This is a genomic window from Bacillus sp. 7884-1, from assembly GCF_002272245.1.
In the GTDB taxonomy this organism is placed as follows: Bacteria; Bacillota; Bacilli; order Bacillales; family Cytobacillaceae; genus Neobacillus.
On sequence record NZ_NPDD01000208.1, the window covers coordinates 1 to 20,402 of the forward strand.

Below are 20,402 nucleotides of genomic sequence, written 5' to 3' on the forward strand. Positions count from 1 at the left end.
ATGTGTCACTCGTATTAGCGACAAAAAATATTTTACCACGTTTTCTTCGTTAGTGTCAATATATTTTTTAATATCCTAATGTTGTTTACCACTCCGCGAAGGAACTTTCTTATAATAACACCCTATAAGGCATACCGCAATATGTAAAACCTTCCAATTATTATTTGAGTTTCAGTCCTATAGAGCTCTTAATGGATGAGAGCCCGAAACCTTTTAAAAAGTGAAGAAGCGGTCACTCATAAGCATGATAAGACCCCATAATCTTATAAAAAGCAGAAGTGGTCACTCATAAAGGGGATAGTGATTCTGGCCCTTACTTTATTGGGGTTCCGGTCACTAAGAAAAAAGTGAAAATACTTAGAGACCTTACCACAAAGTTTATTGACAAATTTGTTTTTTAACAGAATAGAAACCTGCTTAATTGGTGGATTTAAGCAGGTTTCTTCTATATATATGATTATCCATGATAATTGTCTTTTCTTAAGGACAGGATAGAGGATTCCCCTTTTTCATACATCCCCAGCAATTTTTGAGTCATTCTTAATTTAGGAACAATACGAAACACCAAAAATGCTGAAATGGTACTAATGATAACCCCAACCATTATATCCGCTGGATAGTGAACGCCTACCCAAATACGTGATATACCAACTAAAAATGCAAGCAGGAACCAGAAAAATCCATTACCACCTCTAAAAAACCAGAATGTCATACAAAATGAAAAAAACAAAATAGTATGGTCACTTGGAAATGAATTATCAACTGCTTTTTCTATTAATTGATTTACGTTAGTCAGTTCGGCAAACGGCTGTTTATTGAAATGAATCTTTCCTGCTAACTTCCCAACAATCTCAGCAATAACAAACGTGATTGAACCACAAATAATCATGATTCGATTCTGTTTTATCCGGGTAACCCAGAAAATGATTACCGCTAAGGCTAAGAAGATAACCATATATTCCGCAATAAATACAAAAATAGGATTAAAGAATGTATGTTGTTTCCCTAAATCATTAATTAGTCTAAATAAACTTTCATTCATAAAATAACTCCTCCTCTTAGAGGAGTATATGACAATCATTGTGATTCCTAAATTTCTTTTCCTTACATTTACCTTACACTTTTGTAAGAGTTTATATGGAAGAAACGAGAGAAATCTATTCTTTTTTAAGATTGAGTACATAGACTAATACGTTACTTTAATAGTTAAGCATATTTCCCTTACCATTAGCATACTGTTGAAGGAATGGAAAGGAGAATCACACCCTATGGCGAACGAGGAAGTAATAAAAAAGGTTGAAAGCATTGCTCATCCTAAGGTACGTAATATTGTGAGACTTTGCGTGGAACAGGGCTGTCGGTTTAAACCACATCCAAGCAATCCAAATTTAGTGAATTTGTTTGATCCAGCCAGAAGGAAAAATATCATTGGAGATATAAACCTAACCAGTTCTAGAGGATATTTTACGCTTGAGGTGGAGAATGGACGCTTTAAGTCCTTTAGAAATGAAGTAATTGGATTAGATATAGATCAAGCTGAATTTGAAGATAGCGTACTTAAGCGACTAAAGAGGTAACACCTCAATCAATTGTTTACTAGTAGAAAAACGCTCGGATTACAATTCCAAGCGTTTTTCCATATATTTAGATTCAAATTCAGGGACAGGTATAGGTTTGCTGAAAAAATATCCTTGTGCCTCCTTACAGCCTTGTTCTAGAAGAAAGGATATTTGGTCTTGTGTTTCAACTCCCACTGCTTTGACTTGAAGTTTAAGGAGATGTACCATTACAATGATGGTCCGAACGAGAGTATTACTGTTTACATCATAAGGACATTCTCGAATAAAAGATTGGTCAATTTTTAATTTATCAATTGGCAGCCTCTTCAGGTAATTCAACGAACTATATCCCGTACCGAAATCATCAATACTAATCTTAACCCCAATTTTCTTTAATTCTAAAAGTGTTGAAATGGAGTGTTCTACATTCATTGTAATACTTTCAGTAATCTCTAATTCTAAATATTTAGGTTGTAGTTCCGTCTCTGTTAATGCTGATTGTACGATTTCAACCAAATTTGAATGAAAGAATTGTTTAGCTGAAATATTTACAGAAACAGTGATAGGTGGATAACCAGCCTTTTGCCATTTTTTATTTTCTTGGCAGACTGTTCGAATTGCACACTCTCCCATTGGAATAATCAGCCCAGTCTCTTCCGCTAAAGGAATAAAAGATCTAGGTGGAATGATACCTTTTTCAGAATGTATCCATCTCATAAGGGCTTCTGCTCCACAAAGCTGATTGGTTCTTATATTGAACTGTGGCTGGTAATATAATTCGAATTGAAATTGTTCGAGCGCTTTTCGTAAGTCTACTTCCAAATCTAATTCATGCTGAGCTTTTGCATTCAACTCATCATTAAAAAAGCCTACCCCCTATGGGATAGGCTAACTTAATTAATGAGCATGGTGAGATGGCGATGAAGCTTTCCCATGCTCGATTGTCCAATCGGTTAACAAGAATCAAAAAGAATTTCAACAAGTCCTACTCCATGAAAAATCGTCTGAAGTACACTTTACGATTATTCATTTCAATTTTTTATAAGATAGGGGATAGTAATCTAGATACAGATTCTTTAAGACGAACCTCTAAAGAACGTTTCTGATAACCTTCAAACGTTAGTAACATCGATACCTTTATATCCTCTTTAAAAGTTTCCGTTAGTTTTCTAGAAACACCTTCATCATATAAAAAGGCATTTACTTCAAAATTGAGTTTAAAGCTTCGATAGTCAATATTCGCCGTCCCAACAGATGAGATTTCTTCATCAACAACCAGCATTTTTGCATGGATAAAACCATTTTGATAAATATATACCTTTGCGCCAACTTTTAATAATTCACTGACATGTGAGAGAGTTGCCCAATACACAAATAAGTGATCAGGTTTATCTGGAATCATAATATTGACTTCCACTCCAGATAAGCAGGCAATACGAAGGGTATCTAACAAGCTTTCATCAGGTATAAAGTATGGAGTTTGAATATAAATTGTTTTTTTTGCAGACATAATCATTTTAATATAGCCATTCTTAATTTGTTGAAACTCAGAATCAGGACCACTCGTTACAATTTGAATTCCGATTTTCCCATGAGAAATATCTTCTGGGTATAAATTTGGAACATAATCAACATCTTGGTCATCAGAGGCTTGATTCCAATCCAGGATGAAACGGGTCTGAAGAGCATACACTGCAGTCCCTTGAATCCGTAAATGGGTATCCCGCCAATAGCCAAATTTTTTATTAAGTCCCAAATATTCATCGCCAACATTGAAACCGCCAACGTAACCAATTTTCCCGTCAATAATGACTAATTTCCGATGATTTCGATAGTTCATCCTAAGGTTAATAAATCGAAATTTTGATGGGAAAAAGACCTCCACCTGTCCTCCAGCTTTACGAAATTCTTTAAAGGATCGTTTCGGCAAGCTGCGCGAACCTAATTCATCATATAGAATACGAACCTTAACCCCTTGCTTCGCTTTTGTAGTCAAAGCTTCGATTAGTTTTTTGCCCAGATTATCATTTTTTATAATGTAATATTGGATATGAATATAATTCCTTGCTGCTTTTATATCTTTAAATAACTGATCGAATTTTTCTTTACCATCGGTATAAATCTCTACAGCATTGTCCTCTGTTAAAATGGCTTGATTGTTAATCATATGCATATAAATCAAATCATGATTATCTCTTGTTACATCATTGCGATAATAGAATTGATTCAGGCGAAGTTTGGTTAATTGCGTTTCTAGTGCTTTTTCAAAACCTGTCTTTTTGAGATCATCCCATTGGAAAAGCCGTTTTCGACTTAAATTTTGACCTAATAATAGATACATCACAAATCCCAAGATTGGAATAAAAAATAAAACTAATAGCCAGGCCCACGTGGAACCAACGTCCCTTCTTTCTTGAAAAATGACAACGAGGGCCAACATGATATTCAAAACAAGTAATAAGCCTAATAATATAGACGTAATATTCATGGCATAAACCCTCTCATCCGACATAAAAAACACTTTAGCAGATTTCTTTCAGATTTACTCGTAGTTTATCCTAGTATTTTCTTCTTTTCCTCTGCCATCCCATAGCGAAGATAAGAAGAATAAATAATAGTACATATATATAATTAGAATAATAGTCCATTCTTTCCGCTATAGCTTCCCAATTTTCTCCTACTCGTGCTCCTAGATTTATCAATATAGTATTCCAAATGATGGTGCCCAAGGTTGTAAAACTGATGAACAGCCAAAAATTCATTTTCGCCATACCTGCAGGAATCGAAATGAGACTGCGTATGAGCGGAATGAAACGACAGAAAAAGACTGTCCAGATTCCATATTTATCAAACCACGAATCTGCACGATAGAGGTCCTCTTTTGTTAAACGGAGGAAACGCCCGTATCGTTCAATAATACCTTCCAATTTGTTTACATTTAATATGGTCCCGAGCAGGTAGAGGATAACAGCACCAAACACAGAGCCTAACGTGGAAGTTGCAATAACTCCAAGAACAGTCAGTTTGGTTTGAGCGGTCATATAGCCCCCAAATGTTAGAATCACTTCCGATGGGATAGGAGGGAATATATTTTCTAGTGCAATGAGGAGAAACACGCCCCAGTACCCGAAATGTTCAATAAATTCTTTAATCCATAAATCCATAATGCCCTCCAATGAATAATAAATAGCTTTTATAGAATTACGTTTGGTTATCGAAAAAGTTTCAATATAGGACATCTACTTCTAATTACTATATTTTTAGGTAAAAAAATTAAAACCATTTACAGCGAAAAAAAGCATTTGAGATTCAAATGCTTTTCAGAATTTCGATATTGGGTTTATCACAGATTATAGTCTCACCAGTGCAGTTACCTTTTTTACCTGGTTTATTAGATAAGTTTTAGTGCTTCACTAACGGGTACACCACCGGAAACGAGGTCAAAGGATTGGTAGTATGTATTTTCTTCTGTTAAGGAATGGATAATAGTTGTTGCCACATCTTCACGTGGTATCCTCCCGCTTCGTATATCTTCTGCTGCTGTAATCATCCCAGTTCCTGGCTCGCTCAATAGACCGCCTGGACGGATAATCGTGTAGGTTAATTCACTTTGTTCAAGCATTTTGTCTGCATAGTATTTTGCCGCATAATATGGAAGCATTTTCTCATTCCAGTTTTCTCTTCTATGTGCCTGAATGGCGCTAACCATGATGAAGCGTTTTATCCCGACCTTTTCTGCCGCTTCGATTGTTTTCACCGCACCATCTAAATCAATTAGAAGAGTTTTATCATATCCCGTATGCCGACCCGATCCTGCGGTGAACACAATCGCATTACAGCCTCTTGCTGCCTGAGCAATATCTTCGACACTTTGTTCTAAACAGGCAACCGCTACTTCTAAATCCAGTTTTTTAAATGCCTCAGCTTGTTCTTCTCTTCTAACCATTGCTTTGACTGTATGTTCCTGACTGTCTCTAAGTTGGTTAACAAGAAGTTTACCAACCTGCCCATTTGCTCCAACCACCAATACGTTCATCATTGTTAGCTCCTTACCTTGTTTACGACTATTATTTCGTTGCGGGAACAACTTATTCAAAAAGCTCAATATAGGGAGGGTAACTGCCAAGTTCTTTTCAAAATAACCTACTACCCTTTTTATATTACTTAAAACAAAAACTGCACCAAATAGATGCAGCTTTTCTCAAAGAGTTATTCTTTTCTATCTGGAATTACACAGTTGCCATCCACACAGCTTGCATCTTCTGCGCTAACCGTGGAAAGGTCCTGAAGTACCGGAGCTGGATTTTCTTCTTCCCATACTTTTTGCAGTGCACCTGCAAAGGTTGAGGTTGGCTGGGCACCGGAGATGGCATATTTTTGATTAACGATAAAAAACGGTACCCCTGTAATTTGATACTGCCCCGCAATCGATTGATCGATTCTAACATCATTTGCATACGCTTTTTCATCTTGAAGGACCTTTAACGACTCTTCGCGATCAAGCCCTGACGCCATGGCAATCTCAGCTAACGTTTCTAGGTCACCTACATTCTTAGATTCAGTAAAATAAGCAAAAAGTAGTTTTTCTGTTAAAACTGCTTCCTTACCTTGAGTTTTCGCAAACTTTGCCAAACGGTGAGCGTTAAATGTATTCGTTGGCTTCATGTTCTCAAAATTAAATTTCAGGCCAACGGTAGCCGCTTGCTGACCAACATTTTGATTCGCTTGCTTTGCTTGTTCAATACTCATCCCGTATTTTGATGCCAATGCTTCATGAATACTTTTGCCACTGTATGGAGGAGAGTTAGGGTCAAGCTCAAAGCTTTTAAATTCTACTTCAACACTGTCTCTATGTGGAAATTGAGCTAGTGCTTCTTCTAAATGACGCTTTCCTATATAACAAAATGGGCAGACAAAATCAGACCATACTTCAATTTTCATGGTTACACCTCTTTTTCTTCGATTCCTTCTTATAGTATCATAGCCCCTTGAAAAACTTAAAAATCATGCTTACAAACTGATATCTACACAAAACTTAGTTTTATCTACACACTATTATCGGAAATCAAATAACCCTCTATTTGCTTAAATTCAGGTTCTTTACCAGTTAGCCAACTCTCAAAGTATTCTTTTGCCTCTGGTCCAAGTTTCTCAGAGAATACAGATATGAAGTCACTACTAGTCGCAACATCATATTGATATTCTTTAAAGTAAGTCTGAAGCAATTGATCCATTTTCTCTTTCCCTATTTCTTTTTCAAGGTTTTCCAACATCAACGCACCCTTTGGGTAGACAAGTTGTGAATAGGAACCGATGCTGGTAAATTTATCAACAGGACTCCCGATAAATATACCCATCTTTTCATCCATTTCTGTTCCTTCTGTCATGAGCTTTCTCATCTCTAAACTAGCAGCCCCATGCTCCGGAAATTCCTCTAACATAAATCTCGTTGAAGTATAGGTCGCTAAAGCCTCGTCCAGCCAAGGATCCTTCACTCCGTCATTCCCCACCATCCCATACCACCATTGATGTGCCGTTTCGTGGACGACTGAGCCAATCTCTGTTTCATTACTCTCTAGAATGTTTTTTGGCAGATAAATTAATCCTGGGAATTCCATTGCTGTAAACATACCAGTCCGAACGATATCATATTCCGGATAAGGGTATGGCCCATAAACTTCGCCAAAATAGGATAATGCTTTTATCCCCGCTTCATGATTTTGTTTTACCGCCTCCTGGCTGTCACTTGCAAGGTACCATGTATTCACAGTTGTTTCGCCTACTTGATTCGATAACTTTTGGTAGGATCATCCATAATCACCATCGTAAAGTCCCGCACATTTTCGATTGTAGTAGAATAGCTTAGGGATCCATCCTGTTCCTTTATAGCTTCTACCTCCTTACCGGTACTCGCAATTTGATAGGTTCCCGGTACCGTTACCTTGACTGTATATTTACCAACTTGACTATAAAAAGGATCTCCCATCGAAAAGATATGGGTCTGTAACCCAGCCTACTTCATCATATACTGCTTGAATTGGAATCCAGTTTCCCAGCCAAATTGCATTGTCATCATAGGAGAAACGACCATTATTCTTCGGAACCTTGATCGTAAACATTAAATCAAGGTCAATTGCTGAACCCTTTTTCCAATTGTCCAATGGTATTTCAAGGACCGTGTCATTTATGTTAAAACTACCTTTTTCTCCATTTACCTGAACTTCCGTAACTTCTATTGAACCAGGTTCAGAATTTCCGTCAATAATTTGACGCCAGAATCCACCTAGTAGATCTACATCTTCACGAAATTGGTTCGGATATATGTGAAAGTAAATTTTATCCTGAGTTTTCCCGGTATTGTTTGTCGACTTCACTTTAGAAACTAAAATTTTCATTTTTCAAACACCGTAGAATTACAAGTTTCAGCAGGACAAATTAGAGTTTGGTACAATAGAAAGGAATTTCACGCAAAAAATAGAATATTAAATTAAACATGTTATTTTTTCGAAAAATTTAAAATAATTATATATTAAGAGGTGTTCTCGGATGAAGGAATGGACAAAAGAAATAGAAATTGATGCTCCTATTGAAAAAATTTGGTCATTATTTGATGGGTCTTTAAAAAATATGCAAAAAATTATGCCTCAGGTCGTAGGTAATACTCCGGTGAAAGTGACGGAAGAAGGCGTTGGGACAATCTATCGTCAGCAGTATAAAGAAGGTAAACGGATTGAAGAGTATGATGTTGAAACATTAGAATATTTGAATACTCCCGAATTTAAAAAAATGAAGGTTGGATTTACCTTAGCAAATATATTTGAAATTACTGCTGGCTATGAATTAAACAAAATAACTGATCATAAAACACGTTTCAAATACACTACTACCAATAAACCATTAAAAACGATATTTAAATTATTCTTATGGTTTGCCAGTGATAAAACAGTTGTTAAATTTGTAGAAAGGGTAAAGGAATTAGCTGAACAAGAAAATGCTTTAGTTAAATAAAGAAAGGAGTCCCGAATGGTAGATTATCGTTTCTCACATCGATTAAAGGTACGTTATTCCGAAATTGATGGTCAAAAGATTGTTTTTAATTCTCATTACCTAACTTATATTGATGTTGCCGTCACAGAATATTTCCAGCAGCTTCTTCAACACGATGAAGAGTTTGATTTTGTGCTTGCAAAATCGACAATCGATTACAAACGATCCGCATTCTTAAATGATTTGCTCACCATTTGGTGCAGAATGGAAAGAGTCGGCAACAAAAGCATGACGATGAATTTTATGATTACGAGAGAAGATGAAATCGAACCCGTGCTCCTTGCTGAGATAATTTACGTGAGTGTTGACCACCAAACCATGGAACCCTGCCCTGTTCCTGATTTTGTCAGGGAACGGATTGAAAAATTTGAACTTGAATATAAGTAACAGAAAAAATTCCCCATTTTTTTAAATGAGGAATTTTTCTTATTAATAGTGGACTACCGTATTGGGTTCTAGGAAGTAAAGACTTTCTCTCTTTACTTTTTCATTCGTTATCTTTTCCCATGCCTTCTTATAAAAGGATAGTTGAGCACTATAAAAAGTTTTCAGTTTTTCGTAGTCTTCTTTTCTTTTGGCTCGGTCAGTTTTGTAATCCACAATCTTCCATTCACCATTCTTTTTATAGATAAGATCAATGATTCCTTTTACAAGATAAGGATGATTATCTTCAGGATTCATTGTAATGTGAGCATATAGAGAGTCATTCTTTTCAACTTTTAAGGTAAAAGGAACTTCCGTTAAGACTTCCTCAGCTGTTTGGATTTCATCCCATAACTCCGAAGTTCGAAAGTTGGTGAGATAAGTATTAACTTCATCTTCTTTAGAAGGCGGAATATTGTTTCTGCTCAATTCCACCTTGATATACTTAGTAATATCATGACCCTGAACGGCCTTTTCAAAGACTTCATGAATCAGGGTCCCCCACTCTTTTCCGCCTCCTGCTTCCCGTTCAATTTCGAATACATCTGAGAAATCTTTATCCTTTGTTGGTGTCCAGTGCTCAAAGGATTTCACTTTGCTTTGGTCCAGCCAAGCAAGCTTACTAACTGTTTTTGCTTGGTACTCAGCAAAAGTGATTTCATTGGCAGAAACCTTATCGACCTTCTCTATTTCAGGAATTTCCACTTCCTCGATGTTTTCCATCTCAAAAAGGACATTCCAAGGATTTTTCTTATTACTTCCGTTTGAACTAATGATGAGTGCTTTTTCTGCCCGGGTGGCTGCGACATAAATAATCCGCAATTCTTCTTGTGTTAGGTACTCTAATTCCTCGTTTTTATAGGTTTCCCAGTTTAGAGGAACTGCAATTTCCCTATCTTGAAAGCCATTTCTCACGGTAAACATAAAGTATCCTTGTGAGGAATAGTCCTCTCGTTTTATATGTTGTGATAAAAAGGAGACCGGATTCACCTGTTTGGCAGGGTGAGCCAAGAAAACAACGGGAGCCTCAAGTCCCTTTGCTTTATGAACATTCATAACCCGAACCGCGTCAGCACCTTCCTCCATATTCGCGACAGTTGTTTTTTCAAAAAGCAATTTTGTTAGAGAATCCATTATTTGTTTATAGTTGGTATTCCCCGATGCCTCCTGTTTTCGTAAGTTTTCCATCATTTGCAGCATACTCTTATAGGTACGTTTGTTACGTTTATTTACTAAAAGTAAGGGATAAAAGCCTACAACCTCCATGATACTTTCAATAGCAGCAGTTGGAGATATTTGCCGGATTCTTTGTTGACATAACTTTAATATGGTTAATGTGTTTTTAAATTTTTCCTTAATCGCTGGATTCAAATCCTCTGGAATATCACTATAGATAGAAAATTTACCTTTTGCTTGCTTCCATTCATAAAGTTCTTGATCACTGATACCGAAGAAAATCCCGCGAAGTACTGCAACAAAACTCACTTCATCCGTAGAATCTAAAAAGGATTTTAATAAAATCCATAAATCCTGAAACTCTCTTGTTTCACCCAAGACTACCTCACCTGAAATACTGACGGGAATCCCCATTGCCTCTATTTTCTTTGCATAGACTGAAACTCCAACATTGTATCTTGTCAGTACCATAAAGTCCTTTGCTCGATATCCACTATTAAGCAAAGATTGAATGGTAAGTGAAATATTTTCTGCATCCTTAAGGATTACTTCTTCTTTCTTACTGAAGTCTGAAGGAACACTTAAACGTTTGATACCAGTAAATTCACCGCCCTCATCGATGTGATGTGCTATTAATGGTCGATAGGCTGCTTGATGCAGTGTTTCTACAGCTGGTAAATGCTTTTCAAAAACAGAATTTAACTCCTCCGTTACACTATCTACCGATCTAAAATTTGTAATTAATTGCAGGATTTCACCGCCATGCTCTTCCATTAACTGTTTCACTCGATTGTATGTATCAATATCTGCTCGACGGAATCGATAAATCGCTTGTTTTGGATCACCCACGACAAAAAGTGAGCCAGCTTTTGGTCTGCAACTTGTCCAACTTGGTTCACTTGGATTCTCACTTGTTAGAAAAAACATAATCTCGGCCTGAAGTGGGTCCGTGTCTTGAAATTCATCTACAAGTAAGAAACGGTATTTTTTTTGAAAATAGCTTCTTACCTCAGGATTTTTCTTTAACAACTGTGAGGTGTGCAACATTAAATCTTGGAAATTTAATAAAGAGCGCTCTTTTTTTAAGACTTCATAGACAGTTAATGCTTCTTGAATGAATTCAACGATAAATGGGTGGCAATATTCCTTCCAAGCTTGGAGCAAAGGCTTGATTGACACTTCAAGAAAAGCAGTGATTTTTTCACTATAAAACTTTGCATCCTCTTTAGTGTTCCAGCGGTTTAATGTCGGTTTTAAGCTTTTATTAAATAATTCGAAAATACTAATGATGTTCTTATCCTTCGTTATATCCATCAATCTTTCTTTTTGAATGGCCATTTGGATTGCTTTTTGTAAGGAATCATAGCCCTTTTCGGGTTCTTCAACAGGTATCGCTTTTTCCGCTTCCTTTACTAGCTTCATAAAGGATTGAAAATCTATTGTGAGTGTGGGTTTGTTAACTGTTTCTGTAATCCACTGAACATCAGAGAATTCTTTTAGATTTTCTACCCACGGGAAAATCTGATCAATGCTAATTCCCAATTCATTAATTTGGTCAAATTGATTAGGTTTTTCATCCAATATATTTTGTAAATAAAGCTGCCACGCTTCCTCTAAAAGCTCTAAATCCTCGGGCTCTTCTAGTTCCTTAAAGGTTAAATCCAAATTCGCTTCAATAGGCCGTTCACGAAGCAGCTTGGCACAAAAGGAATGAACAGTACCAAGAAAACATCGTTCCAAATTTTGAAGTGCTTCAGACAAACGAAATTTGATATCAAGGCTACCTTCTTCTTTCCAGGCTGCTTCTAATTTTGATTGAAAGCGTACCTTTAGCTCGTCTGCTGCCTTTCTAGTAAAGGTAATCGCAACAATTTCTTGGATTTCCGCTGTTCCCGTGGTAATCAGGTTCACCATCCGATCGACGAGGCTCGTTGTTTTGCCAGAGCCTGCACCCGCTTCGACTAAGAAATTGGTTTGCAGATTGTTTTTAATTTTATCCCTTGCAGCTTGATCAATAATCTTTTTAGTCATATGCACGAACCCCCGTTAACTTTTGATTGGACTGCTTTTTTTCAAGGGAGTCTTTATCGTAGAAGTGGCGTCGGCAAACCAGCTTGAATTCGCAAAATTTACAATCATTTTCATCCTCTGTCATTTCAAAATGACCATGTTTAATCACGTCAATGAGCTTTTGCAAAATATCTAAACCATTCGTCCTTAGAGTAATGTCCTGCTTTCTCGTAAATCGCTGTGCCATTCCCTTCATGGTCGGGAAGTAATAAGTACTTTCCTCCACAGCACCCTCACCTAAATTTAAGTGCTGTTCAATCGCTAAGGCATAAATCATATGCTGAAGCTGACGACCGCCTTTAAATGCTTTATTTTTCTCATAACCATACGTACTTCCCGTTTTATAATCGATGATATGGTACCTGCCATCATGAGATTGGTCGACGCGGTCAATGATTCCCGTTATCTTTACATCTCCTGATGGCAGTTTAATAATGGCTGGTTCGCTGTCTCCAATACCAAATGAATATTCAAAATGGAGTGGATTGTAGTGCTCGCCATGAATCTCTTCTTCTTTTAGAAAGATATCACAGCATGCCAAGATATCGTTCATTTCCCGTTGATAAACCCGTTCATTGGGTGGAGGCAGGACCTCTTTTTCTTTTTCAATGAGAATAACAGCTATTTCCATGATTTTATCGGAATGAATTGCGTAGGTTGGCTTAACCTTTTGTTGTGTTACTTCCTTATAAAACGTTTCAAAAATGCTATGAAGCAGACTGCCCCGAGTTGCTGGGTCTAACCATTTATTCGCATCATATGAAACCTCTTCGATTGGCCTCACTCTTAATACTTCTTTAATGAAGTAGGAATAAGGACACCTTGCAAGTGTTTCCAATTTCCCTGCGCTCATTGTTTTTTCCTGATTAATGCGTGGGTCATACTGGCTTGAGTCCATTTGTATTAACCCATCATATTCGGAATAGCTTTCTGAAAAACGAGCACTTTCTGCGGAAAGACCTTGTTTGAGATTTAGAAAATGATTAAAAATCCCTTCGTTAAGTTGTGAAGGATTGTCGTCGATTAATTTCTTTGTCCAATAGTCTTTAACCTCAAAAATCTCACTCGAAACGAGGTCTGATGTTTGTAATTTTAAGTCATTGAATTCAGCATCTTTATTGCCTGTCATCATTCGGTAGCATTGTAGAATTACATGAGCAGGGTTTATCACACGATTATCATTGATGGAAAAATCACAATAGCTTACCGTCACCTGACCTGTCGAATGAGCTAAAGCCTGCAGGAGTGTATAGGTGTTTTCCTGACTCATTTCACGAAGTAATGGCATCTTATTCCCAAGAGCAATACGCTCTGTATCAAGAAGCAATGGATCTTCTCCTGAATTCCCTGGAAACTTCCGATTATCAAGCCCCAAGAAAAATACATTTGGAGCACTGTGGTAGACAGCTTTTTTATAAGAAGTAATATGCAGGTATCCGGGTTTTGGACGCGATTGGTTCACCCTTATCGAAAGCAGCAGGTCATTCAGCTTTTCAAGTACATCGTGCCTGACTAACTCCTCATCGGCATAAGGAACAATTTTTTCGATTTCTTCTAAAAGCGTTGTTTTTGAAATTTCATCAAGCTTAGTGCTGCTTTTACTATGATTTTTTAAAATATAAGCAATACTGGATAAGCATTTTTTATAATTAAAGGTTTGATTACTATCAGGAAGCTTTTTAAAAATCTTTGAAAACCATTGATGTAACCATGCTATTTCATTTACTCGACTTTCAGACTCTTCCCCTTTTTCAGTTAATCGTTTCCTTTCATTATCAAGTTGCTTTAAATACCGCTCCTTCGACCAACCGATTTGTAAATCCCGAAGAAGTCTTACGATTTTGGATTTTGAAGGTGAATCGTCACCAAGGGTGATTAATCCTTCATTCAGCAAATTGATATAGGAATGAACACTATAATTAGATTGGATCCAAGTAATTAATCCAGAAACTAACCGTCCTGGCCGACTATATACTACTGGCAGCCCTTCACCAAAGGTTATCGGAATATCAAGCTTTTGTGCTAAATTGAAAAACGGTGCTATGTAAGAATCAGCATTTGTATAAAAAACAAAACACTCATCCAGCGGCAATCTAGAGGATTTAATCTTTTCTAATACATGTTTCACTTCCATTTCCTCTGTTTTTGAAGTGAAAATATCTATATTTACTGTTCCTTCGCCTGCTTCATCAAGCTGATAGAGGCAGCTTAACGGCGTTGGCTCTCCCCAGGATATTGATGATAAACTTGACCTTTCTGGGATGTTTATCCCTAAAACAGGAGCAAGAGGCAGTTTGAATGAACCTTCCGGCAGGATTTGACCAAGAAGCTGTTCTTCTAAATGTGTTAGGTGCAAATTGGACTGTAGTATAAAGACAGTCTTCTCAATCCTTTGGGCAAAATGAATTGCTTTGGTAAGGATGGAAGCTTTATCAGTAAAATGATTGGTTTCAAGCATTTTTTCATATTGAGTTAAAATTGCAGCCAAATCCTCTGCTTTTTCGGGAGCAAGGAAAGCGTCTTTCCTAAGTGTTTCCGCATTGTAACCTGCAAGCCTGAGATTCTGAAGCATTGAATAGATGGCATGACTAAAGGAAGGTGTAATTTCCATTTCTGAAAAATAACATAGTTTTCTCTGGTTCTTTAATTCCTTCAATATGTTATAGGTAAAATGAACGCCAACTGTCCCAACTAGTACGGTTATTGGCTCCTCACCATGTAATTCCACTAGATTCATGGCAAGATTAGGTACAGTCTTATACTTTAGATTAATCGCCCGTTGTCCCGACTTAATAAAAGCCTCATTGATTTGTTCTCCGATTTCGAAAGAATCAACAATGACAACTTTTTCTTTTAAGAGGAATTGAGTACAGATTTGGTTAAGTTCATTGACTAACGAATGCATGTTACCCCTCCATTGTAGACCACATTATTGGTCACATTATATCATTTTACCTTTTCAGAATGACAGGTAAATCCATGTTTTTACAAAAGTGCATGGATTAAAACATATTAATAGACATGTTGGAGATAATAACTCCGATTACCTTGAAAGGATGGGATGTTAATGTCATTAGAATGGTTTGACAGAGTTTGCGGCGAGCTTCAAGATCACCTGGAATCTATTTGTGAAGAGTATGATCAGGTGGGTCAAATGTCGGTTGAAAGAGCTGCCAAACACCCGAGGATCGAATTTTTTGTAGAAACAGAAGATGTGAATACAGAAGAAATCGATAGAGACTATTTTTGCACATTGTTCTTTGATCCTCAGAACGAAGAATTTTACATCGATACCTTTGATGTTGACAGTGGGCATACTGCTAAAGTCATCCTTTCGGACATAGAAGATATAATCGATGAGGTCCACGCAAGCCTGCATGATTATATGAACGATGATGATCATTACACAGATGACGGTGTCTATCTTACATCAGACGAAATGTATGTAGACGATGAAGATTGTTATGAAATGGCCGATGATGATGGTGTCGAGTATTATGAGGCTGAGCAAGTAAATGCGGATGATATTTTTGAAGAGATTGATGTAGAATGGAACACTCCTGAGGTAACTGCTTTCAAGCATGAAGATGAAGTCGAAGTGACTTATCAATTTGGTGTTGTACCGGAAACCGGTGATGGAGTCCTAAAACGAATTAATCGGATTTGGACCACCGAGGATGAATTAATCAAAGATGAATCTCATTTCATTTTCAGCAAAGAAGAAGCAAGCACCATTATCGCGATGATTGCCAGCCATATGGACCAATTAAGTGAATTCAACTTTGATGATATGCCATAAGAAAAGCACAATCTTTTGGCGCAGAGGTAAATAATAAAGGAGGAGCACACCTAAATCGGTATGCTCCCTCCTTTATTACTCCACCGAATAGTCGATTTCAATCAAGTCCCATGGAGTGATAATTCCGAGTGGTGCCTCATCTTTTTTCCCGTTTTCGGTGATGATAACAGCTTCTAATTTTTTCTTAACCTTATGTGACTTTTCAAAAATGGTTTCAACATCAAATATATTCGTGCTTTTCGCCACAAAATCAATCGGATGGTCTTTTTCGTATTTCATAATATCAAAAATATGGGTATCATCTAAATTCACCGAACTTCTCACCATATTTTGTGCCATCCATTTTACTATCGACCCTGCCGTTAATAGACCCACAAACTCTTTGTTCTTATATATCGGAAATTTCGAATAATTAAACTTACGAATCGCCTCAGTCACTTTTAAGATACTATCATTATAATCAAAGTAGAGTACATTTTTAGTCGCAATCGATAAAGCATAATTAGGGCGGTTAAAAACATTAGCAATTTTCTCAATATGCTCCACCACTTTAGCATTTGGTTCAGCGATATAATAGCCTACTTCCATTTTTTCATGAACAATAGCGTTCCGCAGTTTTGCATACTGCTCCAAGTCTTTCTTAAACGTTTCGATGATTTGATATTTTTTAGCCCCAACCTTCACTAACACTACAAATCTCTCATCATTAATTTTGACAATATCCTTCATGGCATCGTGTACCTGATTGAATGCCACCTCAAAACGTTCTGATAGGATTTGTCCTTTTTTTACTGGTTTCATTCTCTACCCCTGCCAATTTATTTACTTATTTATCTTTAATTATATATTCAATGTGAAAATTACACTATCCCCATTTTTTTTTAAGCTGGTTGATTTCTTCCTTATGGGAGATTCCTTCATCATCAGGAGTTTCTAACACAAATGGAATATGCTTTATAATTGGTGATGTAACAATATCCTGAAGAAACTCTGCCTTGATCAGACCATTCTGAAAAATATTGGCATGTCGATCCTGCCTCGAGCCGGTGGAATACTTAGAATTGTTAAGATGAATGATTTTCAGATGTTCAAAGTAGAATAATTCATGGCCTTTGGAAAAAAATTCTTCTGTATTTTCCCCATTCCAAAGTCCACTTGCAAACATATGACAAGTGTCGAGGCAAAATCCTATTTTCTCAGGATTATCAGCCAGATTTCGAATCTGTACTAATTCTTCAAAGGTTGTCCCGAGAACTCCTTTTGTTCCAGCATTATTTTCAATTAGTAGTAAACATTGACCGTCCCATTGACTAAGGACTGAATTTAGCATTTCAAGCATTAAATGATAACTCGCGAGCGGGTCAGTTTTGCTAATTTGACTTCCAAAATGAACAACCACTCCTATTGATCCGCAGGATTCTGCAATTTCAAGGTCATTCAAAAGAGAGGCAATCGTTAATTCTTTTTTATCCTCTGAAGGAGTTAAACTGGTAGAGTATGGAGTATGTGCAACTGAAACAATGTTGTGCTCCTGGCAAAAATCCTTACAGCTTGCGGCATCTCCTCGGTCAAAATCCTTTACCGAAAGGCTGCGCGGGTTCTTCGGAAAATATTGAAAAGCCGCTGCTCCGAATGATGCTGCTCGTTTTGCCGCTCCTGAATAACCATTTCTTATACTCACATGACAGCCAAAAATCATCGTATACACCGCTTTTTTAGTGTTAGATTCTGCATTTAAAGTTTAAACTATTCTTTTTAATGCGGGTGTTGTAAGATAATTCAGGATACTTGGGGGGGGGGGGAATTAGATGAGAACAATTACGTTATCAAATGGAAAAACAGTTGAAGTCGAATGTTTAAGCTGCGCCTTAACTAGCGGTCTAATTGAGCCAGATGGGGGTGTCATAATAGAAACAAAATATTTCCATGCTCACCAGGATGTCGCCTACCCAATTGAAGGGTTAGTCATCCTCGCTTCAAAAAGACATATTAAATGCTTAGATGAACTTACCGAGGATGAAAGATTAGATTACATAAATATTATTACTTTAATCAGAAAAGCTCAGCGCGAAGTTTTAGGTATTGAGTATGTTTATTACTTTTACAACGAAGATACCACCCATCATTTTCACACCTGGATGGTACCTCGGTATGATTGGATGAATGAATTTGGCCGATCTGTTGAATCTGTTCGACCTGTCCTGCTTCATGCGAGAAATCATCGGAACACAGTAGAAAATAATCAAAAGGTTATGAAAGCAATAGGAGACCTGAAAACCGCATTATCTTAAGAAAGAAACAGACTTTAAAAATTATATTTAGATTACATAGGGTAAACACTAAAAACACAAGGACCGCTCATTTTAGATATATCTAAAATGTGCGGTCCTTATTTATTGTTCAACTAAAGCCCTCGTTCGTAATATTAGGTTAGCCAGTTTTATCGAGCGTACGATAATTCATTTTCTCTCCTCTTTATTTGTATCTCAGAATCCGCCCTTCTTAATCTCCGAGGTTCTTAATATTGCTTATATCGTTCCTGGGTGCCACATATCATTAATCTCTTTAATTTTCTCTAAATCACATTTTGGCTTCCGGTCATATGTTAATAAGCCGTTTATTTCTTGCTCAACATCTGTTAACTGAGTATAGCAATAGCCGTATAGAATTTTCGAGCTATAAACTGCTTTCATAATACGCTTGTAATCATCAACGAATTCCTCACCGTTTTTAACAGTTGTATACCCCCAACCAGTGTCTTCACCAATTTTAAAGCCAATACCACCAAACTCTGTTAATAGAATGGGTTCTCCTCCATGTTCAAAACCATTTGCATAAATACTTCTTTTTGCAGGTTTTGATGATAAAATAGAATCCTTTGTCGCCAAATCTTCCATATACTTGTCGTATTTTTCAGTTTCATTTTTTGAACCATGGTTATAGTTATGAAAGGAACAAATATCTGTTTTTGTTAGCTCCCAACCATCATTCGATATTACTAGACGAGTTGGATCAAGGGAATGGATAAGGTGATACATGGCCAATGAATGATGCTGCTGCTGGCTGTTGTTACGCACATTTGGAATCCCCCAGCTTTCATTAAGTGGCACCCAAGCGACAACAGACGGATGGTTATAATCACGATCAATAATTTCAATCCACTCTCTAGTCAACCTTGCAACAGCTTCTGCATTAAACGAAGGGATCGATGCACATTCACCCCATACAAGGAAGCCTAAATGATCAGCCCAATAAAGGAAGCGCGGATCCTCTACTTTTTGATGTTTACGGCAGCCGTTAAAGCCCATTGCTTTAGAAAGTACTATATCCTTTTTAATTTCTTCATCTGTCGGAGCTGTAAGGAGACCTTCTGGCCAATATCCTTGGTCTAAAATGAGCTTTTGATAATATGGACGGTTATTTAGGTATACCATACCATTTTCAGTGTGGATTTTTCTCATCCCGAAATAGGAATCAATTTCATCTAATATTGTATTGTCTACCTTCAATTTAATTTTCACATCAAAAAGATTGGGATTCTCTGGTGTCCAGTTCCATCCATCATCATGGAAGGTTGTGCGGAAGATTTTATGTTGATATATATTAAATGAACGTTTGTTATAATTTTCGATTGCGGAGAAAGTGTCGCGTATTACTAATTCCCCTTTAAAATGGATATCAAATTGGACTTCCTTATTAGTAGTATCACCAGAAACTTCAAGCTCAACGATGACTTCTCCCTCGTCTACGTCTGGTGTGAATTTAAGTTTTGAAATATGTGCTGAATTTATTGGTTCTAACCAAACTGTTTGCCAAATTCCTGTTGTACGCGTATACCAAATTCCAAATGGCTTCTCCATCCAGAACTGCTTTCCACGGGGAATAGATTCATCTATAGACGGATCTTCAACTTTTACCACAATCGTTTCCTTTCCACCATTTAAACAACCTGTAATGTCGAATGAAAAGGGAGTATGTCCTCCTTCATGGAACCCAACAAATTTCTCATTTACATAAACCCAGGCACGATAATCCACTGCTCCAAAATGAAGGATTACCCTCTGATCATTCCAGCTAGCAGGAATTTCAAAATCCCTTTTATACCAAACGACATCATGGTAAGTCGGGTCTTCAATTCCACTTATTTTGGTTTGGAATGCAAATGGAACGTTGATTTCCTTATTAAACACGCTGCTGTTTTGTTTGAACCATTTTTGCTCTGTTCCTTTGTTCTCATCATCAAATGTAAATGTCCAAACTCCGTTTAGATTCAGCCAATCTTTTCGAACGAGTTGTGGTCTTGGATACTCTAGACGATATTTCATCTT

18 protein-coding genes are annotated in these 20,402 nt (G+C 37.0%); 5 read left to right on the plus strand and 13 right to left on the minus strand.

Annotated features, from left to right (window positions below; all coding sequences use genetic code 11):
- Window positions 1–457: 457 nt before the first annotated feature.
- Complete coding sequence (locus CHI06_RS22865) at window positions 458–1,042, minus strand: undecaprenyl-diphosphatase (RefSeq protein ID WP_095250873.1); 585 nt, start codon at window positions 1,040–1,042, stop codon at window positions 458–460.
- A gap of 226 nt (window positions 1,043–1,268) precedes the next feature.
- On the opposite strand from CHI06_RS22865, the gene CHI06_RS22870 reads away from it, so the two are divergent.
- Window positions 1,269–1,577 carry a hypothetical protein gene (locus CHI06_RS22870; protein WP_095250874.1) on the plus strand — a complete coding sequence of 103 codons (309 nt, stop codon included), beginning with the start codon at window positions 1,269–1,271 and terminating at the stop codon, window positions 1,575–1,577.
- A gap of 39 nt (window positions 1,578–1,616) precedes the next feature.
- Here CHI06_RS22870 and CHI06_RS22875 read toward each other — a convergent pair whose 3' ends face one another.
- The 7 genes from CHI06_RS22875 to CHI06_RS22910 all read right to left on the minus strand — a co-directional run bounded on the left by CHI06_RS22875 (window position 1,617) and on the right by CHI06_RS22910 (window position 7,954).
- Window positions 1,617–2,411 (minus strand): putative bifunctional diguanylate cyclase/phosphodiesterase, encoded by a 795-nt coding sequence (locus CHI06_RS22875; RefSeq protein WP_095250875.1) that lies wholly within the window; start codon window positions 2,409–2,411, stop codon window positions 1,617–1,619.
- 187 nt (window positions 2,412–2,598) lie between these two features.
- The gene (gene cls / locus CHI06_RS22880) at window positions 2,599–4,047 is read right to left on the minus strand and encodes a cardiolipin synthase (protein WP_095250876.1); all 1,449 of its coding nucleotides are present in this window, start codon (window positions 4,045–4,047) and stop codon (window positions 2,599–2,601) included.
- Between the two features lie 70 nt (window positions 4,048–4,117).
- Window positions 4,118–4,723 carry a DedA family protein gene (locus CHI06_RS22885; protein ID WP_095250877.1) on the minus strand — a complete coding sequence of 202 codons (606 nt, stop codon included), beginning with the start codon at window positions 4,721–4,723 and terminating at the stop codon, window positions 4,118–4,120.
- A gap of 227 nt (window positions 4,724–4,950) precedes the next feature.
- Complete coding sequence (locus tag CHI06_RS22890; protein ID WP_095250878.1) at window positions 4,951–5,595, minus strand: SDR family oxidoreductase; 645 nt, start codon at window positions 5,593–5,595, stop codon at window positions 4,951–4,953.
- Window positions 5,596–5,768: 173 nt separating this feature from the next.
- The gene (locus CHI06_RS22895) at window positions 5,769–6,500 is read right to left on the minus strand and encodes a DsbA family oxidoreductase (protein ID WP_095250879.1); all 732 of its coding nucleotides are present in this window, start codon (window positions 6,498–6,500) and stop codon (window positions 5,769–5,771) included.
- 104 nt (window positions 6,501–6,604) lie between these two features.
- The gene (locus CHI06_RS22900) at window positions 6,605–7,327 is read right to left on the minus strand and encodes a M1 family aminopeptidase (RefSeq protein ID WP_095250880.1); all 723 of its coding nucleotides are present in this window, start codon (window positions 7,325–7,327) and stop codon (window positions 6,605–6,607) included.
- 198 nt (window positions 7,328–7,525) lie between these two features.
- Window positions 7,526–7,954, minus strand: a complete 429-nt coding sequence (locus tag CHI06_RS22910) for a hypothetical protein (RefSeq protein WP_095250882.1) — start codon at window positions 7,952–7,954, stop codon at window positions 7,526–7,528.
- A 151-nt stretch (window positions 7,955–8,105) separates the two neighbouring features.
- Here CHI06_RS22910 and CHI06_RS22915 point away from each other — a divergent pair, with 151 nt between their 5' ends.
- Window positions 8,106–8,567: an SRPBCC family protein gene (locus tag CHI06_RS22915; RefSeq protein WP_095250883.1), complete on the plus strand. Its 462-nt coding sequence runs from the start codon at window positions 8,106–8,108 to the stop codon at window positions 8,565–8,567.
- Between the two features lie 15 nt (window positions 8,568–8,582).
- Window positions 8,583–8,993, plus strand: coding sequence for an acyl-CoA thioesterase (locus CHI06_RS22920; protein ID WP_095250884.1), 411 nt, complete (start codon window positions 8,583–8,585; stop codon window positions 8,991–8,993).
- Window positions 8,994–9,035: 42 nt separating this feature from the next.
- Here the strand turns inward: CHI06_RS22920 and CHI06_RS22925 are convergent, their stop codons facing one another.
- Together CHI06_RS22925 and CHI06_RS22930 are read right to left on the minus strand one after the other, a co-directional pair.
- Entirely contained in the window at window positions 9,036–12,236 is a 3,201-nt protein-coding gene (locus tag CHI06_RS22925; RefSeq protein WP_095250885.1) for a UvrD-helicase domain-containing protein, read from the minus strand.
- Window positions 12,229–15,180, minus strand: coding sequence for a PD-(D/E)XK nuclease family protein (locus CHI06_RS22930; RefSeq protein ID WP_095250886.1), 2,952 nt, complete (start codon window positions 15,178–15,180; stop codon window positions 12,229–12,231). Before CHI06_RS22930 ends, CHI06_RS22925 begins: the two co-directional genes overlap by 8 nt.
- 162 nt (window positions 15,181–15,342) lie before the next feature.
- On the opposite strand from CHI06_RS22930, the gene CHI06_RS22935 reads away from it, so the two are divergent.
- A complete protein-coding gene (locus CHI06_RS22935) occupies window positions 15,343–16,074 on the plus strand; it encodes a hypothetical protein (RefSeq protein ID WP_095250887.1) in 732 nt (243 codons plus the stop codon).
- Window positions 16,075–16,149: 75 nt separating this feature from the next.
- On the opposite strand, the gene CHI06_RS22940 is transcribed toward CHI06_RS22935, so the two are convergent.
- Together CHI06_RS22940 and CHI06_RS22945 are read right to left on the minus strand one after the other, a co-directional pair.
- A complete protein-coding gene (locus CHI06_RS22940; RefSeq protein WP_095250888.1) occupies window positions 16,150–16,875 on the minus strand; it encodes a CBS domain-containing protein in 726 nt (241 codons plus the stop codon).
- Between the two features lie 64 nt (window positions 16,876–16,939).
- Window positions 16,940–17,773 carry a deoxyribonuclease IV gene (locus CHI06_RS22945; RefSeq protein ID WP_095250889.1) on the minus strand — a complete coding sequence of 278 codons (834 nt, stop codon included), beginning with the start codon at window positions 17,771–17,773 and terminating at the stop codon, window positions 16,940–16,942.
- A 109-nt stretch (window positions 17,774–17,882) separates the two neighbouring features.
- On the opposite strand from CHI06_RS22945, the gene CHI06_RS22950 reads away from it, so the two are divergent.
- Window positions 17,883–18,365, plus strand: coding sequence for an HIT family protein (locus CHI06_RS22950; RefSeq protein WP_095250890.1), 483 nt, complete (start codon window positions 17,883–17,885; stop codon window positions 18,363–18,365).
- A 237-nt stretch (window positions 18,366–18,602) separates the two neighbouring features.
- On the opposite strand, the gene CHI06_RS22955 is transcribed toward CHI06_RS22950, so the two are convergent.
- On the minus strand, window positions 18,603–20,399 hold the full coding sequence (locus CHI06_RS22955; protein WP_095250891.1) for a glycoside hydrolase family 2 protein: 1,797 nt from the start codon (window positions 20,397–20,399) through the stop codon (window positions 18,603–18,605).
- Between the last annotated feature and the right edge of the window lie 3 nt (window positions 20,400–20,402).

Coding starts and splice junctions, on each gene's coding strand:
- CHI06_RS22890 (WP_095250878.1), bottom strand. CDS start 5,595: ATGAACGTATTGGTGGTTGGAGCAAATGGGCAGGTTGGTAAACTTCTT.
- CHI06_RS22950 (WP_095250890.1), top strand. CDS start 17,883: ATGAGAACAATTACGTTATCAAATGGAAAAACAGTTGAAGTCGAATGT.
- CHI06_RS22910 (WP_095250882.1), bottom strand. CDS start 7,954: ATGAAAATTTTAGTTTCTAAAGTGAAGTCGACAAACAATACCGGGAAA.
- cls (WP_095250876.1), bottom strand. CDS start 4,047: ATGAATATTACGTCTATATTATTAGGCTTATTACTTGTTTTGAATATC.
- CHI06_RS22915 (WP_095250883.1), top strand. CDS start 8,106: ATGAAGGAATGGACAAAAGAAATAGAAATTGATGCTCCTATTGAAAAA.
- CHI06_RS22865 (WP_095250873.1), bottom strand. CDS start 1,042: ATGAATGAAAGTTTATTTAGACTAATTAATGATTTAGGGAAACAACAT.
- CHI06_RS22870 (WP_095250874.1), top strand. CDS start 1,269: ATGGCGAACGAGGAAGTAATAAAAAAGGTTGAAAGCATTGCTCATCCT.
- CHI06_RS22885 (WP_095250877.1), bottom strand. CDS start 4,723: ATGGATTTATGGATTAAAGAATTTATTGAACATTTCGGGTACTGGGGC.
- CHI06_RS22920 (WP_095250884.1), top strand. CDS start 8,583: ATGGTAGATTATCGTTTCTCACATCGATTAAAGGTACGTTATTCCGAA.
- CHI06_RS22940 (WP_095250888.1), bottom strand. CDS start 16,875: ATGAAACCAGTAAAAAAAGGACAAATCCTATCAGAACGTTTTGAGGTG.
- CHI06_RS22955 (WP_095250891.1), bottom strand. CDS start 20,399: ATGAAATATCGTCTAGAGTATCCAAGACCACAACTCGTTCGAAAAGAT.
- CHI06_RS22895 (WP_095250879.1), bottom strand. CDS start 6,500: ATGAAAATTGAAGTATGGTCTGATTTTGTCTGCCCATTTTGTTATATA.
- CHI06_RS22925 (WP_095250885.1), bottom strand. CDS start 12,236: ATGACTAAAAAGATTATTGATCAAGCTGCAAGGGATAAAATTAAAAAC.
- CHI06_RS22945 (WP_095250889.1), bottom strand. CDS start 17,773: ATGATTTTTGGCTGTCATGTGAGTATAAGAAATGGTTATTCAGGAGCG.
- CHI06_RS22930 (WP_095250886.1), bottom strand. CDS start 15,180: ATGCATTCGTTAGTCAATGAACTTAACCAAATCTGTACTCAATTCCTC.
- CHI06_RS22935 (WP_095250887.1), top strand. CDS start 15,343: ATGTCATTAGAATGGTTTGACAGAGTTTGCGGCGAGCTTCAAGATCAC.